The 15,106-nt window shown below is 45.6% G+C and carries 12 protein-coding genes and 1 riboswitch; of the genes, 3 read left to right on the top strand and 9 right to left on the bottom strand.

Going from position 1 to position 15,106, the window contains the following annotated elements; genetic code table 11:
• Window positions 1-627: 627 nt before the first annotated feature.
• Both ACUTVW_RS26265 and ACUTVW_RS26260 read right to left on the bottom strand, forming a co-directional pair.
• Window positions 628-1,650 carry a Gfo/Idh/MocA family protein gene (locus ACUTVW_RS26265; protein WP_434749307.1) on the bottom strand — a complete coding sequence of 341 codons (1,023 nt, stop codon included), beginning with the start codon at window positions 1,648-1,650 and terminating at the stop codon, window positions 628-630.
• A gap of 73 nt (window positions 1,651-1,723) precedes the next feature.
• Window positions 1,724-2,500, bottom strand: a complete 777-nt coding sequence (locus ACUTVW_RS26260; RefSeq protein ID WP_445648422.1) for a sugar phosphate isomerase/epimerase family protein — start codon at window positions 2,498-2,500, stop codon at window positions 1,724-1,726.
• A gap of 235 nt (window positions 2,501-2,735) precedes the next feature.
• Here ACUTVW_RS26260 and ACUTVW_RS26255 point away from each other — a divergent pair, with 235 nt between their 5' ends.
• Together ACUTVW_RS26255 and ACUTVW_RS26250 are read left to right on the top strand one after the other, a co-directional pair.
• Window positions 2,736-3,557, top strand: a complete 822-nt coding sequence (locus ACUTVW_RS26255; RefSeq protein ID WP_445648423.1) for a helix-turn-helix domain-containing protein — start codon at window positions 2,736-2,738, stop codon at window positions 3,555-3,557.
• 298 nt (window positions 3,558-3,855) lie between these two features.
• Window positions 3,856-5,001: an outer membrane protein assembly factor BamB family protein gene (locus ACUTVW_RS26250; RefSeq protein WP_445648421.1), complete on the top strand. Its 1,146-nt coding sequence runs from the start codon at window positions 3,856-3,858 to the stop codon at window positions 4,999-5,001.
• A gap of 127 nt (window positions 5,002-5,128) precedes the next feature.
• On the opposite strand, the gene mmuM is transcribed toward ACUTVW_RS26250, so the two are convergent.
• From mmuM to ACUTVW_RS26215, 7 genes are all read right to left on the bottom strand, one after another.
• Window positions 5,129-6,208, bottom strand: a complete 1,080-nt coding sequence (gene mmuM, locus ACUTVW_RS26245) for a homocysteine S-methyltransferase (protein WP_445648420.1) — start codon at window positions 6,206-6,208, stop codon at window positions 5,129-5,131.
• Window positions 6,205-7,599 (bottom strand): S-methylmethionine permease, encoded by a 1,395-nt coding sequence (gene mmuP / locus ACUTVW_RS26240; protein WP_445648419.1) that lies wholly within the window; start codon window positions 7,597-7,599, stop codon window positions 6,205-6,207. Before mmuP ends, mmuM begins: the two co-directional genes overlap by 4 nt.
• A 91-nt stretch (window positions 7,600-7,690) precedes the next feature.
• A riboswitch (SAM riboswitch) is annotated at window positions 7,691-7,792 on the bottom strand.
• A 137-nt stretch (window positions 7,793-7,929) separates the two neighbouring features.
• Window positions 7,930-9,132, bottom strand: coding sequence for a Ger(x)C family spore germination protein (locus ACUTVW_RS26235; RefSeq protein ID WP_445648418.1), 1,203 nt, complete (start codon window positions 9,130-9,132; stop codon window positions 7,930-7,932).
• Entirely contained in the window at window positions 9,129-10,229 is a 1,101-nt protein-coding gene (locus tag ACUTVW_RS26230; RefSeq protein WP_445648417.1) for a GerAB/ArcD/ProY family transporter, read from the bottom strand. Before ACUTVW_RS26230 ends, ACUTVW_RS26235 begins: the two co-directional genes overlap by 4 nt.
• Window positions 10,230-10,343: 114 nt before the next feature.
• Window positions 10,344-12,056, bottom strand: a complete 1,713-nt coding sequence (locus ACUTVW_RS26225) for a spore germination protein (RefSeq protein ID WP_445648416.1) — start codon at window positions 12,054-12,056, stop codon at window positions 10,344-10,346.
• Window positions 12,057-12,292: 236 nt separating this feature from the next.
• Window positions 12,293-13,213, bottom strand: a complete 921-nt coding sequence (locus tag ACUTVW_RS26220) for a methyl-accepting chemotaxis protein (RefSeq protein WP_445648415.1) — start codon at window positions 13,211-13,213, stop codon at window positions 12,293-12,295.
• Between the two features lie 289 nt (window positions 13,214-13,502).
• On the bottom strand, window positions 13,503-13,946 hold the full coding sequence (locus ACUTVW_RS26215; RefSeq protein ID WP_445648414.1) for a VOC family protein: 444 nt from the start codon (window positions 13,944-13,946) through the stop codon (window positions 13,503-13,505).
• A gap of 95 nt (window positions 13,947-14,041) precedes the next feature.
• Between ACUTVW_RS26215 and ACUTVW_RS26210 the strand changes: the two genes are divergently transcribed.
• Window positions 14,042-15,088, top strand: a complete 1,047-nt coding sequence (locus ACUTVW_RS26210; RefSeq protein ID WP_445648413.1) for a helix-turn-helix transcriptional regulator — start codon at window positions 14,042-14,044, stop codon at window positions 15,086-15,088.
• Window positions 15,089-15,106: the final 18 nt, after the last annotated feature.

Here is a 15,106-nt window from a genome sequence, read left to right as displayed (position 1 = left end):
GCACCCGCACCCGCACCCGCACCCGCACCCGCACCCGCACCCGTCGCAAAGTATAATTACTCACTGCTACACAGTAAACCCCTCATTTGTGGCACTTGGTTCCATCGATTACAGCCTAAGGACATACGCCAAATTTCTAACGATCTCAGATGACGCTATTTCGCCTATTTTAGCCTATTCCCAAATCTAACGATCACGAGAAACGCTATTTTCACATTTCATCCTCAATTTTGCTCTTTCGAAGGCATTTCTGAGGAAATAGCGTCGCTGGTGATCGTTAGATTTCTCAGACCGGCAAAATCATGCAAATAAGCTCATCTGAGATCGTTAGCGCATTCCTGGTGTTTTAAACATACGATGTCTCCCTAGATTACTCACAAAAAAGACATTCCCTAGTCTAGAGTACTGGAGAATGCCCCTTGGATTAAATTCATATCCTGCCTGCATCATATGTGGACATGAAATCACCTCGCGTAATGTGCTTAACAGTTGCACTCTAACCGATGACTCACATAAAAAGGACATCCACCAGCATACTGCGCTGGAGAATGTCCTCTAAATTTAATGATTGCGAACCAATAGCAATTTTTATCCTAAATATAGCCTGTTACAGCCTATTACGACCTACTACAGCTTAACGATCTGACCTGTTTTCTCGGATTCAAACGCAGCCAGGATGACTTGCAGGGAACGCAAGCCCTCTTCACCCGAGATGGTTGGTGGTGTCTTCGTCACGATGGATTCTACGAATGCATCGATTACGCCGCTTGGTACTTGTTTTTCATTCGTAGCCATCGCGCCAACTTTGTATGTTTCAACCGTACCGTTGGTCAACTCAACGATGACCTCGTCACCTTCCACTGTACCGATCTTCATTACGCCGTTTTCACACCACAGCACGGTGCTGTTGTCCCCGCCTCGGTATTGTGTCCAGCTGGCTACGAGTGTGCCGATTGCGCCGCTCTTCATACGCAGCAAACATGTAGCATTGTCATCCACATCTGTACCTTCTTTGTGCAGCGTGCTGATGAAACCAGCCACTTCGGACACTTCATCGTTCAGCAAATAACGGATAAAGTCGGATTTGTGCACGCCAAGGTCACCCATGGCACCCATAATAGCTTCTTCTTTGCGGAAAAACCAGCTACCTGCTCCATCTAAACTCCAGCCTTCCGGACCCGGGTGACCAAAAGCAGTACGGAAGGTCAGCACTTTGCCCAGTCGGCCCGAATCCAGAATTTCTTTGGCTTTCACATGAGGAGGCATCAGACGTTGGTTGTGACCCACCATCAGATATACGCCGTTTTTCTTAGCTGCCTCAATCATTTGCTCGCCTTCCTCAGTGGAAACCGCCATCGGTTTCTCAACCAGCACATGCTTGCCCGCATTGGCAGCGGCAATCGTCATCGGTGCATGCAGATAGTTCGGTGTACATACGCTCACCGCTTCTACTGTTGTTTCGTTTGCAAGCAATTCCTCATAACTGGAATATGCTTTACCGCCGTACATTTCGGCCATTTCCTGCGCACGCTCCACTACCGGATCAGCAAATGCGACAAGTTCTACGTTCTCATTGGCAGCGTACTCTGGAATATGTCTGCGCTGAGCGATGGCTCCACAGCCGAATACAGCAACTTTAATTTTACTCATGTACAAAAGTCTCCTTTGACAATTAGATTCATGTTTGACACGGTCAGATGTTAAGTCTACAGAAGTTGGACTCTTAGAACTGGTTCAGGTAGTTTTGTTTCAGCCAGTTGTGGCTGTTCTCTACGCTCTCAAGCGGAGGGTTCTGACATACATCCTGTTCCACGATCAGCCACTCTACGCCTGCATTTGTTGCACTTTCAATTACAGCTGGCAGATCCACTTCGCCTTGTCCCAGCTCCAGTGTTTTCATCTGACCCTGTTCGTCTTTGCTGAAATCTTTCAAGTGAAGCAGCGGCAAACGGCCCGCATATTTATTAATATACTCGATCGGATTTTGTCCGGCAAATTGCACCCAACATACGTCCATTTCCACCTGTACTGCTTCAGGTGTGGTTTGAGCAAACATCGCATCAAAAGCATTGGCATCTCCAACTTGACCATGGAATTCAAAATCATGGTTGTGGTAACCAAAGATCAAACCTTGTTTTGCTGCTTCGGCTCCGTACTGCTGCAATTCATCAAAAAGTTTTGTCCAGCCTTCTGCATTGTCCGGGCGATCCTCCGGCATCAGATAAGGACAGATCATATATTGTGCACCAATGGTTTTCAGGTAATCAATTTGTTTCTGCAGGTCTTCGCGCATCGCATGAAGGGACACGTGGCTGCTGAAACCTTTTAGGCCAAGCTCGTCTAATAACGCTTTCATTTCCTCTGCTGGAATGTCGCCATATCCGGCAAATTCAACCCCTTCGTATCCAAGCGCGGCTACTTTGCGCAGTGTACCCCGAAAATCTGCTGCCGTTTCATCGCGAAGTGTAAAAAGTTGCAAACCAATGTTCAATTTTTTCATGACAGATACTCCTCTGCTCTCAAATTTGCTTACATTGCTCTATCTGGTATCATCCTAACGCAAAACAGGCTAAAATGAACATATACAATATAATCGAAACATGAACTATCTGATCAAATTTTATTTCCATCCTGATTTAATCCGTGAACTCAGTTATAGGGCTGCTTGCTGGCGGTCCTATAATTCCGCTGATAAGACAGGATTGAATGTTTGGGGGCGTACAACGTTGGAAACTTTGGACACATCCGTACTGATCTGTGACTACTCCTATCACTACAAGGCATTCACCCATAATATGAAAGGCGAGCTATCCACCTATCTGTTCCGCTTGCAGACGGAAGGCTCGTGCAAAGTATACGTACAGGAAGAGGAATTCCGCATGACCAGCGGTGATTTGCTTTTGTTAAAACCCGGGGATGATTACCGTCTCGTCGTGGATGAACCGCATAAGGAAGGACGATTGTCCAGCGGGGACTATTATCTGTTCTGTGAAGGCGCCTGGATTGAAAAATGGTGGAAACGTCAGCAGCGTCCGATTGTAAGCCGTATTGGTCTGGATGATAAACTGATCAGCCTGTGGCGCAATATGCTGCTGGAGAAACGACGTGGGCCGCTGGAGGAAAATACGGAGCTGAAGGACGCTCTGCTGCGGGGGCTATGCCTGTACATTGACCGGGCGATTACGGAAAATATTCAGACCGACCGGGCTGTATCTTCGGCACTTAAGCTGAAGCGTTTTATCGAAGAACATGCCACCGTTACGTTCAAGCTGGAGGAAGCCGCCCGTTATGCCGGACTCAGCCTCTCGCGTGCCGTGCGTTTATTCAAAGAACACTATAATCAGACCATGATCCAGTATGCTATCGAAATCCGACTGAATGCGGCACTGGAGCGTATGAAATACAGCGAGATGACACTAGAGCATATTGCCGAGTCCTGCGGTTTTGCCAGCTACTCCTACTTCCATCGGGTGTTCCGTGCACACTTCGGCGTGGCTCCAGCAGAGTACCAAAAATCCAGACAGCATGAACCGATCGATGATCTGGAACATGTGTAAGTTAAATAGTTGTACTTCTCGACCGAGGCTGCACCTTATGTGCAGCTTCTCTTTTTATCATAAACACATAAAGTTATGACTTTTTTCTACATTTTTTTTGATATGCAGGAGAGAGGAATAGTCCTATATACCTTGCAATTCAGATATGATAGACTGGCTCCATACTATGGAAAAGGAGTTAATTTCTTTGTACAACAAAAATACAACGGTAGGTCCGGATTAAATTTAACCCCATCACAAAGATAACTATGGAATAGGTACAAAATGAAAAGAAAATTACATAAGGAGTCTACCAATCTTGAAATTTAAGCGAATTAACTTTTGGCTCATAACCAGCCTGTGCTTCTTCCTTGTTATCCCGTCTGAGCCTACTCTCGCTCAAGATCTTCTACAACCTCAATGGGAATATGATATGACCAACGGTGGAAAGAATAGCACAACCTCATATTCAATGAAGAAAGTTATAGATGCTACGGGGAATGAGAGCCTGCTCATCAATAAAGCAGGTAAGAATAATGACTATTATATCGATAGTGTTGATGCCAAAACAGGGAAACTCCTCTGGTCGATGCCAACGGACAACGAGTACAAACTTTCTAATGATGGATATATATTCATTTTAAAAAATAATCAAGTGAGTGCCAAGCATGTAGCAACAGGTCGAGTCATATGGACAACTGCTTTGCCAGGGGCGCCAGAAGAGTGGAGACGAGACGGGGCTGAGGCAGCCAGTCCGGGCGAAAATGGAAGTTTATATTTGTTTTGGAGATCCGGCGATAATAAAAGCAGTACCCTCTACTATTACGATACCAAAGGAAAGTTAAGCAAAAAGTTAAAAGCTCCATATTTTATGTACCAGATTGATGGAGACGTGATTGTCGGCAGTAAATTTGGAGATCATCCCGATCTGTACTTGATTAGCCTGACAACCGGGAAAAAAATTAAAACGATTGCTGGCAGTAAAGGCTACAACAGAATTAGGAGGCTATCTGACGGCACATTCCTGCATTATAATATGTACAAAAATACGATGACGCTTAAAGGGTACAACAGCACAGGACAACTTAACTGGACCAAACAACTTCCTTATAATGAATACTCAACCGAGCTTTATGCTATGGAAGATCGTTTTTTATATAAAGACGTTAAAAATAAACGAATCAAGCTATATTCATCTTCAGGTAGATTAATTGCGGAGAAGCCATACCTGCCAGGAGGACGTATTCATATGGCTTTGGATGCCACAAGTTTTATGTTTCTATCCGTCAAGAATGACAAAGAAGAACGTATTATTATGGACACAAATAACCTGAACATTTTACACGTGTATAAAAATGGCGAATTTGATCTTGATAATGAAGCTCTGTATCTGCATAACACAACAGGTCTGTACCTCATAAACAACAAAGGTCGTACCTTAGTTAGCACACAATTAAGTAAATAACATATCAAAAAACATATGTTAATCCTGAGTTAAACTGAAAGCCCCCACCAATCCAGTCATGGATCAGTGAGGGCTTTTTTACAGATATTTATTAAGCTTTTCAGGATACAACCCTACATTAAATCTTCTAGCCCCGCCACTTCTTCGCCAGCTCGCTAATCTGATGTGGTGTTGTCCGGCAGCATCCGCCAATAATCTGCGCACCAGCAGCAATCCATTGTTCCGATGCATCCTTCATACTGCCACAAGAGCCTTGGCCGCTCCATGTTTTGGTCTCGGCATCGTAGATCTCGCCTGAATTCGGGTAGACGATCACTGCTTTATCGCTACCTTGGCGAAGAATACCGATGGCTTCCGTGACCACTTCCATCGGAGCGCAGTTCAGGCCGATTGCCGCAATCTGCGGCACAGAGCCGAAGGTCTGTGTGCATACTTCAAGCGATGTTCCCTCGCTGATGCTTGTCCCGTCTTTTAAAGAAAAAGAAAGCCACGCATGAGCATCAGGAAACTCCTTAAGCAACTCTACAAGAACCCGAGCCTCTTGCAAGGAAGGAATCGTTTCAAACGCTAAAATGTCAGCTCCTGCTTCGATAAGCGCAGCCATGCGCGGACGGTGAAATGCAGCAAGTGTCTCATCCGAGACGCCATAATGTCCCACATATTCGGAACCGTCGGCCAGATAGGCACCGTATGGACCAACAGAGCCCGCAACGACAGGCCGCGGACGACGCAGCTTCTCCTCACCAGTGTGCTCACTTGTACGATTTTCACTCTGCTCGTTCTCCTCATTCTCGGCATGTTTCGATGTCGCCTCCGTAGGCTGTCCTGTTGAACCCTCTCCACCTGCTGTGGCTCTCTGCACTTCTGCCCACACTTCATCTCTCGCTTTGGCAGCCAGTTCTACTGTTTTGCGAATCAGATCCAGTGCAGCCTCTTCTCCAATGCTACGCTTGCGGAAGCCCTCCACCGTGGCCTGATAGCTGGAGGTGATTGCACAGTCTGCCCCTGCACGGAAATAATCGGCATGCACCTTCACAATAACATCCGGGTTCTCCAGCAGCACACGTGCAGACCAGAGCGGGTCATCCAGATCACAGCCATGCTGTTCAAGTTCCGTCGCCAGTGCACCATCCAGAATCATAACAGGATACTTGTCCAGAATGTGCTGTATTGCATTGATATCATTCGTTTGCTCACGTTGAATCATGAAGTCAGCCCTCTTTTCTTCTTCGTACGATCCGTCCAATAATACACGATATAACACAAAATAATGAATGGAATACCACAGTATAAAGCAATCCGTTGTGTTGGGTCAAAAGCTATACCAATGCAGGATGCAAGGCACAATACAAATGAAACGATAGGTACGATTGGATATAATGGCGTTCGATAAACCAGGTCTTTCACGTTATGTCCTTCCCGCAGATACTGTCTACGAAACATGTATTGAGACACGCTGATGCTCATCCACACGACCACTACAGCAAGACCCGAGATGGAGACGAGCGTAATATAAACCGTCCCTGGCGCAATGATGCTGGACAGTAAAGCCAGTGCACCACCAGCCATACTAAGCACAAGCGCATTGAATGGCACACCTCGTTTGGTCAGACGAGCAAACCATGGGGAGATGGTTTTTTTATCCGCCAATGACCAGAGCATCCGTGAGGAAGCATATAGCCCCGAGTTAGCTGCTGAAAGTATCGCTGTTAAAATAACAAAGTTCATTACATCTGCCGCATACGGAACACCGATCCGCTCCATGACCGCCACAAACGGACTTTCCAGCACACTCGCATCCGACATCGGCAGAAGAGCAGACAGGATGACAATTGTACCAATAAAGAAAATGATTAAACGCCACAACGTGGTATGGATCGCTTTCGGGATCGTTTTCTCCGGATTTTCCGTTTCCCCTGCGGCAATACCAATTAGTTCTGTACCTGAAAAGGCAAAATTGACAGCCAGCATCGTCATGAAAATCGCAGTGGCTCCATATGGGAACCACCCTGACGCTGTAATGTTGGAGAAGAACGGAGCTGGTTCCGCATCCGCCATTGGAATAATGCCAAACATTGCAGCACCACCGAGAATGATAAAGAGCACAATCGTCATCACCTTCACCAAAGAAAACCAAAATTCTGATTCTGCAAACAGTTTTACCGTGAATGCATTAAAGAGGAAAATCATCAGCGCAAATAACGCACTCCAGATCCACACGTTCACGGATGGAAACCAGCGCTGCATGAGCAACCCGGCGGCTGTGAATTCCGAACCCAGTGCCACGGTCCACGTAAGCCAATATAACCAGGCTACGGTGTATCCTGTAGCTGGTCCTATATATTTGGCTGCGTAACTATGGAATGCACCCGTCTCTGGCATATGTACTGACAGTTCGCCAAGACAGAGCATCACCAGATACACCACCAATGCACCAATCAGATAGGACAGAATCGTACCAAGTGGTCCAGCCTGCTGGATGGTATACCCCGAGCTAAGGAACAGACCTGTTCCAATGACGCCTCCAAGAGAGAGCATGACCACATGCCTGGTTTGCATTTTTCGCTGAAATTGACCTTTATCGTTGCTATTCTCCATATAACCTGCTCCCCGCTCCTTCATCCAGAACAAACAAAAAAGACCCACTCTTCCCGAAGAGTGCGCCACTACTGACAAATAAAAACAAACGCTCCTATCTATCAGGCTTTCACCCGCTGGAATTAGCACAGTATCCTTCAGATCTGTTGCTGAGGTTTCTAAGGGCCAGTCCCTCCACCTCTCTGGATAAGAAAATGATTTTGTATAACTATATCGACTGCTGCCTGATGTGTCAACATTTAAATAAACACTACGTCTGACTCAAGCAAAGCTTTCAACACCCCATGGTGCCAAGTTAACACATTAAGCATTCCGGTTGGGGAGTATCGACTACTCTGTGGAAGATCCCGGATTCACAATACTCGTTTTAATCTCATACGTAATAGGTACCGTCGCAAATACTTCATCCCAGTTATCTTTTACTTTTTTCCACGTTTTTGGATAATGGATTCGGATGCTATCCCGAAAACCGGCAACGTCAGCTTTGTACGTATGCTGAAGTTTATAGAGCATTTGATCAATCTGTTGATCTACGATTTTGGCGAAATCCTTCTCCAGTTCCTTCAGATATGCACCCTTCTCTTCTTTTTCAGGGGTACGCCAATCCTCCATTAACCAACCCTCGGATTCTGCCTTGACATGGAATGAAATGTCGCCGTGAACCACCTTCGGAATAATTTTTGTGGTCTTTTTCTTGATTTCATAGAGAATTGTGAAGCCTTCTTTGCTATATGTTTTGATGACCCCACCATGTTCCTTAGGCATAATCCAAGATAATGCTTCCAGGTCGGTCTGGTTAAGCTCCCCGATAAATTTCGTTGTTTTCGCTTTAAAGATGCTGCCCCCGGAAAACTTATCCTCACCGTCCGCATTCAACACGTTTTGAAGTAGAAAGCTGGAGCCAGACTGCATCTCCGCATCCAGTTTGGCAAGCGAGACAGGCTCCAGTATCTTATTGGATATATACGAATTATTTGTGATTCCCGTAAGATAAAAGGCCGGAATCCGGGAAGGATCTTTTGAAGTGAGTACATCCAGCGCACGGTGATGGCTAATCAGCACAAGGCAATTGGGGCGAATATCGTTATCCCGCAGCACAAAATCAAGCAACTGTTGTAGTCCATACTTTTTAGCAATATCTTTGGAAATGACGATCACTTTCAGATGATGTCCAATGAGCGGACGATCTCGGCGCAAGGAAAACTGACGAAATATTTGAAGCAACGAATCCCCGGTAAGTTGTTCATTGGAGTAGGATGATTTTCCAGAAGAAGGTGACCCTCCCTCATCGCTCTGCTGACTACTCGATTTCCCTGGAGCAATCTGAACAGTTGCGGTGACGTTGTTCTCTTTGGGGTAGTTCCCTCCCTGGGCAGCTATTTTTTTTTCAAATTTTGTTTCTTGACCGACATCAATTCCGAGACCAACATACAGACTTAAATCTTCAATCTCCCGGCTGCTCCAGCATCCTGAAATGAGGCTAAGAATCAGTAACGCACAGATGATACGAAGCCACAACCGAAGTGAAATCATGCGTGTTTACCTCCTTTTTTACGAATAATGCTCAGCAGCAGCAATACCAGAGGCATAATGGCAAACAAAACGACAGAAACATTACCCAGCATGTCACCGAGGGCAAATGTTTCATATACATTTTTGGGGATCATGGCCGTTAGATAGATGAATGGCAGAAGCACGTACATGATTGTTCGCATCTTCTTGGCTTTAAACAGATCACGGATGCCAACCGAAGCACAGTAATGGGTGATGGCAAAAGTCGAGAAAATCTGCAAAATCCATATCACCAACAACAAGGATTCGAAGCGTTCAAAGATCAAACCCTGAATCTCAAAACTTCGTACGAGGTCCAGCGTTGGCCAAGTTCTCGTTTTAATTCCATCAAGAGATAGACTGCCCACAACCATCACAACAGTAATCAGGTAAATCGCTGTAGATATCCCCAGCCCCCAAGTCATCGCTTTATTGCTTTTTTTCGGATTTTGCATATAGGCCGTAATGACAAGCATCACTTCATAACCTGTATATGAAAGCAAGGAAGGCTTTAAACCATTAATGACAGGCATGATCCCCTCCCCGAGCACAGGTCTCAGGTTGCTGATCTCAAACAACTGATTACTCAGCAAAATTTCCATTACAAATATAATTAACGTAATCGGCAAAATGATCTCGAACACACGAACGATGACTGCAAGTCCGCCAGAAATCAGATAAATGCCAATCCACATAAACACCATCACAATCGCCCAAGTAGGGGTACGTTCCAGCAGATACATTCCAGTAACATCAGCCATTACTCGAATTTCGAAGGCGGCAATCACCATAAAATATAAAATATTGGCACAGCCCAGTATGTAAGCAATCCAACGCCCCGTAATCTCCCGAGTGAATTGGAAAACGGTTTTTTCCGGGAATCGTCGGCACAAGGTCACTAGAATAATTCCAACCCCCGTAATGATTAGTCCGGACAGGATGATGGAAATCCAAACGTCCGGTGTGCCAACCGCTTTGCTGGTTGTCCGAGGCAGTGTCAATATGCCTGCACCAAGCATGTAATTGACAATAATGACCACAGCTTGTGTGGTGCTAATTTTTACTTGGGAGTCATTCACTTCATAACACCTCCAGACTTCTGTGGATTGTACGGAATTGTATGGAACTATACGGTACTATTTTGAACGACGCGGAACTACTCTGCTCTGCACGAAATTTCACTTCGAACTACATTATTCCTTCCGGTCTTCATCGATGGGATTCATCATGTCCGGACGTCTTCTCATCATGTTCAGCGGAGCTCGGATGACAAAATCCTTCCAATCGCTCACGTGGTATGGAACTGCTGGCGCAATATATGGCACCCCGAAACTGGAAAGCCTTGCAAGGTGTGTACACATCAACAAGAAAAACATAACCACGCCGTACAAACCCATTACCGCAGCACTGAACATTGCGGCAAAGCGCAGCAATCGCAAGGTCAGCCCTGCACTATATACCGGAATGGTGAAGGACGAAATGGCTGTGACTGCCACAACAATGACCAGGAACTGGCTGATAATACCTGCCTGTACTGCTGCCTGACCGATGATGAGACCTCCGACGATCCCCATCGCAGGTCCGATAGGTTTGGGTAGACGAATGCCCGCTTCCCTTAGAATCTCAATGGACAGCTCCATAATCAGAGCCTCAATAATCGAAGGAAAGGGCACACCCGAGCGCGTTTCAATAATCGTTAACACCAGCTTGGTCGGAATCAGACCCGGATGGAACGAAATGAAGGATATATATAGCGCCGGAGCAAGTAAGGCTAACATCGCCGACATAAAACGTAGAATCCGGAGAAATGTGCTTGGAATCCAGCGTTCATAGTAATCTTCTGGAGACTGCAGCAACATGCTGAATGTGACTGGCACGACAAGAACAAAGGGAGTTCCGTCTAGCAAAATAGCGACTCGGCCTTCCAATAAAGCACCGATCACGCGGTCGGGCCTTTCCGTATTCAGAATTTGCTGAAAAGGGCTCAGTGCATTATCTTCAATCAGCTGTTCGACATAACCCGATTCCAGCATCGTGTCCATATCGATGCTCTTCACCCGTTTCAAAACCCCGGCTACGAGTTTAGGATCGGCAATATCCTGAATATAAGCGATCGCCAAGTCCTTTTTGATCCGTTTGCCCACTTCAAGCTTTTCTATAAATAGACTCTGATCGCTGCCATAGCGCCGTAAAATGCCCGTATTATCACTCAGTTCCTCCGTAAACCCAATTCGTGGTCCGCGAAGTAAACCTTCAGACAAGGGTTCATCCACCCCACGAGTCTTTAACCTGGAGGTTCCAATCAGCATAGCCCCTGGCAAGCCATCTACCAACAGACCATTTTTACCAACCAATACACCTAAGGCAAGCTCCTGAAGAGATTCTGTCTCTTGAATCTGACTGACGGGAAGGATTTGATTCTTCAGATACGTGGACAGGAAGTCTGCTTGTTCAGGATGAAGAAAACTTTCCTGTTTGAGTTCGGGTATACCCTTAATCATGAGAGGTTCAATTAGATATTTGTCAATCAAATCCGTATCCGTAAGTCCTTCCGTATACAGGATTGCCGCTCTCGTATTGGTTCCTCGAATCGTGAATTCTCGAATATGTACATCTGCATTTTTGCCAAAAGTCTCTCGCACCGTAATCAAATCTGTCGTGTGTATTCCGGTCAGCTTGATATTGGCGTAGTGCCCGGTTTCCGTCCCTGAGCCGACGCCAGCTTCAGCCGGTGAAATGTCCTTAGGCGAAGGATTCATTTTCTTTTTGCGAGAGAAGCTTCCCCGCTTAATTGCCGCATGAATCCAGTTTGTAGTCACAAACATAAGAATAGGTACAATAAAAACCATAAATGCCTGTGCCCATATCGTCCACTTCGGAACATAAGATAAAATCGTTGACCACACACTCCCGTCCCCCTTTCCCGCAAAATCAAACCGCAGGTATTTCCGGATTATTGTGTCCTGTTTGCTCGTAAAAATTCCGTGATTTTGGCAAGTTATACAATGGAATGCTTTCTTACCTGATATATAACAGCATCTTTTGATTAGGGCGTGTCTGAACAGCAAAAAAAAAACGATCCTGTGATAAGCACAGAATCGTCTGAAATTCATATCGTAATTATTTCTGTAAGCAAATATAGCTACACAATTCGAGTCACATGCTGTGCCTTATCATCCAGCAAATGAGCCGCAGCCGCAATCGTTTTGAAATCATTTAACGCAATCTCAATTCTCTCGGAACTCTGCTGCACGTAGTGCTCTACCTTTTTCGTACCGTTTGTAATATTGGCAATCTCTTTGGTGATGCCCGTAACACTGTCACGAATCTCATTGATTGAATTCTCTACCATCGCGGATAACTTGCGCACTTCCTTCGCCACAATATCGAATCCGCGTCCGAACTCTCCTGCATGTGCAGCCTCAATCGCTGCATTCAGCGCGAGCAACTGTGTCTGAGACGAAATTCCGCGAATGGTTCGCACCACACCCTGAATGGAACCGGCCTGTTCTTGCAGATGAGATAGAGTAGACTGGTTGGCCGATGATACCTCCGAGATGTAAGAAACGCTGGACATCAGTTCATGGCTTCGACCGATACCAGCTCCTGCCTGCTCATTCAGTTCATGAGACAACGCCTTCAGTTCCTGAACAACGGCTGTAATGTTATTCTGACGATTCGTAATATCGGTAGCCATTTTGCAGACTCCCAGCACCTTCCGGTTCGACTCGTCAAATACCGGCATGTATGTAGCTTCAAGCCATACCGATTGACCATTCGCATCCATGCGCTCGATCTTGTCCTGAAAGCTTTTCCCGCCCAAAATACTTCTCCAGAACGCCTCATAAGCCGGACTGTCTGCAAATGTTCCAAAGCATAATTGACGATGCTGCATACCATACATCGCTTCCTTGGCATACCCCATCCTTGAAGCAAATACATCGTTCACATATGTAACCCTGCGGTTCAGGTCGAATCGAATGATCGCCAAACTTTTCTCCATTGCTTTAACCACCAGCTCGTCCGTAACCTCATCTTGCCGCCCAGTCTCCAATAAAGACATCCAAATCCCCCACAATCCGTCCCATAGTCAATAAAGTTTTGCTATTTAACCGCTGAATGCCGTTCTACCCAGATGCATTATGCGTTGACTCCTAGTAATGATACCCGAATTCGGGACTTATGGATCACTCATTTGCATGAATCCCAAAATATATTTTTTGTTGTACATACAACCTTCATACTCTGGGTAAGTTCTGGAAAATTCAAACAAAACAAAATAAAGAGCAAGCTATGGATAACCATAACCTGCTCTTCTTTGGGATTGACGCCGAATGGAATCATTTCAAACCTTAAAAATCATGTATCGTTACACAAAGCTGAATCACAACACCAAACGGATCACGAACGATCCCATATCCGGGACTGAATTCATTCCGTTCATAGGGCACAAGTACCTTCACGTCTTCATGCTGTGCCAATGCCTCGTACAGTCGATCCATCTGGCCTTGATCCTGGGATTGAATACATAACGATGTACTGTTCCCCAGCTCCCAAGGTCTCTCCGCATCCATGGCGTCCTCAGCGATCATGATTTTGTTCACTCCGATCTCCAGTACCGAATGGGTAATGTACTCGTCCTGCCCTGCAGGATACGTGAAACCGGGACTCATTTGCTTCATTTCTTTGTAGCTTTTTCGGAACAATACCTTTGCACCCAACGTTTTTTCATAAAATGTAATTGCTTTAGCCGCTTCTCCGTTCATCGAGAGAAAGGGAATCACTTCAACTTTCATTCTGTTTGCCTCCTCTATTCGTTTGCCTTACACTTATCACTATAACGAATAAAGGTGCCAATTAACGGCACCATTGAGAGGGGAGATATGGACAAGTGAAAAAGACTGAACGTTTACACCATATGCTTCGTTTCATTAATCAAAAACAACATTTCACCCTGCCTGAATTGATGCAAGAGTTTCATATATCTAAACGCACCGCATTACGAGATATTGCGTCCTTGGAAGAGATGGGTGCGCCCATCTATGTCGAATATGGACGTTATGGCGGCTACCGGCTGCTTCAGCAGATGCAGCTGCCTCCGATCTCTTTTAATACCGATGAGCTCCATGCCCTGTACTTCGCTATGCAGGCCCTTCGCAGTTTTACCAGCCTGCCCTTCCAGACGACATTTGACTCTGTGCATGAGAAATTTATGGCAGCGTTATCCGATCGACAACGAGAGAATATGGATCTTATGCAACAACGTGTCACCTTTAAACACACAGAACAGATCAAAGACAGTGCTCATCTGGAGCTTCTATTGAAGGCTGCGATACAGCAGATGGTTATTCAGATTGAGTATCCTGAAAAAAACAGAAATGCGGCGGAGCGGAGTAAAGTCACAGTTTCATTTGAGAACAACGAGCCTACGAGAGAGAATCTGGAAGCTACTCCTGATCCGTCAGAAGCCGTTTCCAAAACAAAAACCAGCACCCGTATGATACAGCCCATCGCGCTATACGCCAGTAAAGGATACTGGTACTGTCAGGCATACGATCTGAAGCAGGAAGCCTATCGTGTATATCGCTGTGATCGAATCATTTCGGCTGTCTTAACGGATATGGAGCCTGTTATTGAGCTGGATCATCTGCAAGGAGAGCATTTTCATTCCCGATGGAAACCTTCCGAACAAGCTATTTCTTTTCAATGTAAAATTAGCGAAGCCGGGATAGAACAGTTTCGGCAAAATCACTACCCGTCTATGCGTCTTGAAAAAAAGGACGGCGTCCATCTGCTCCTGGGAACCTATGAACCTCATGAATTAGACTTCATCGTGAGTTACCTTGCAGGTTACGGTACTTCCATTAAAATCGTAGAGCCAGAATCGCTGAAAGAATCGTTGAGACAATATTATTTGAAATTGCTGGAGTGTATTTAATGTTCCGCAAAAAATACC

The sequence above is a fragment of the Paenibacillus sp. TSA_86.1 genome, assembly GCF_052691815.1.
The sequence above is the reverse complement of the archived record's forward strand: the minus strand, read 5'-3'. Positions and strand labels throughout refer to the sequence as shown.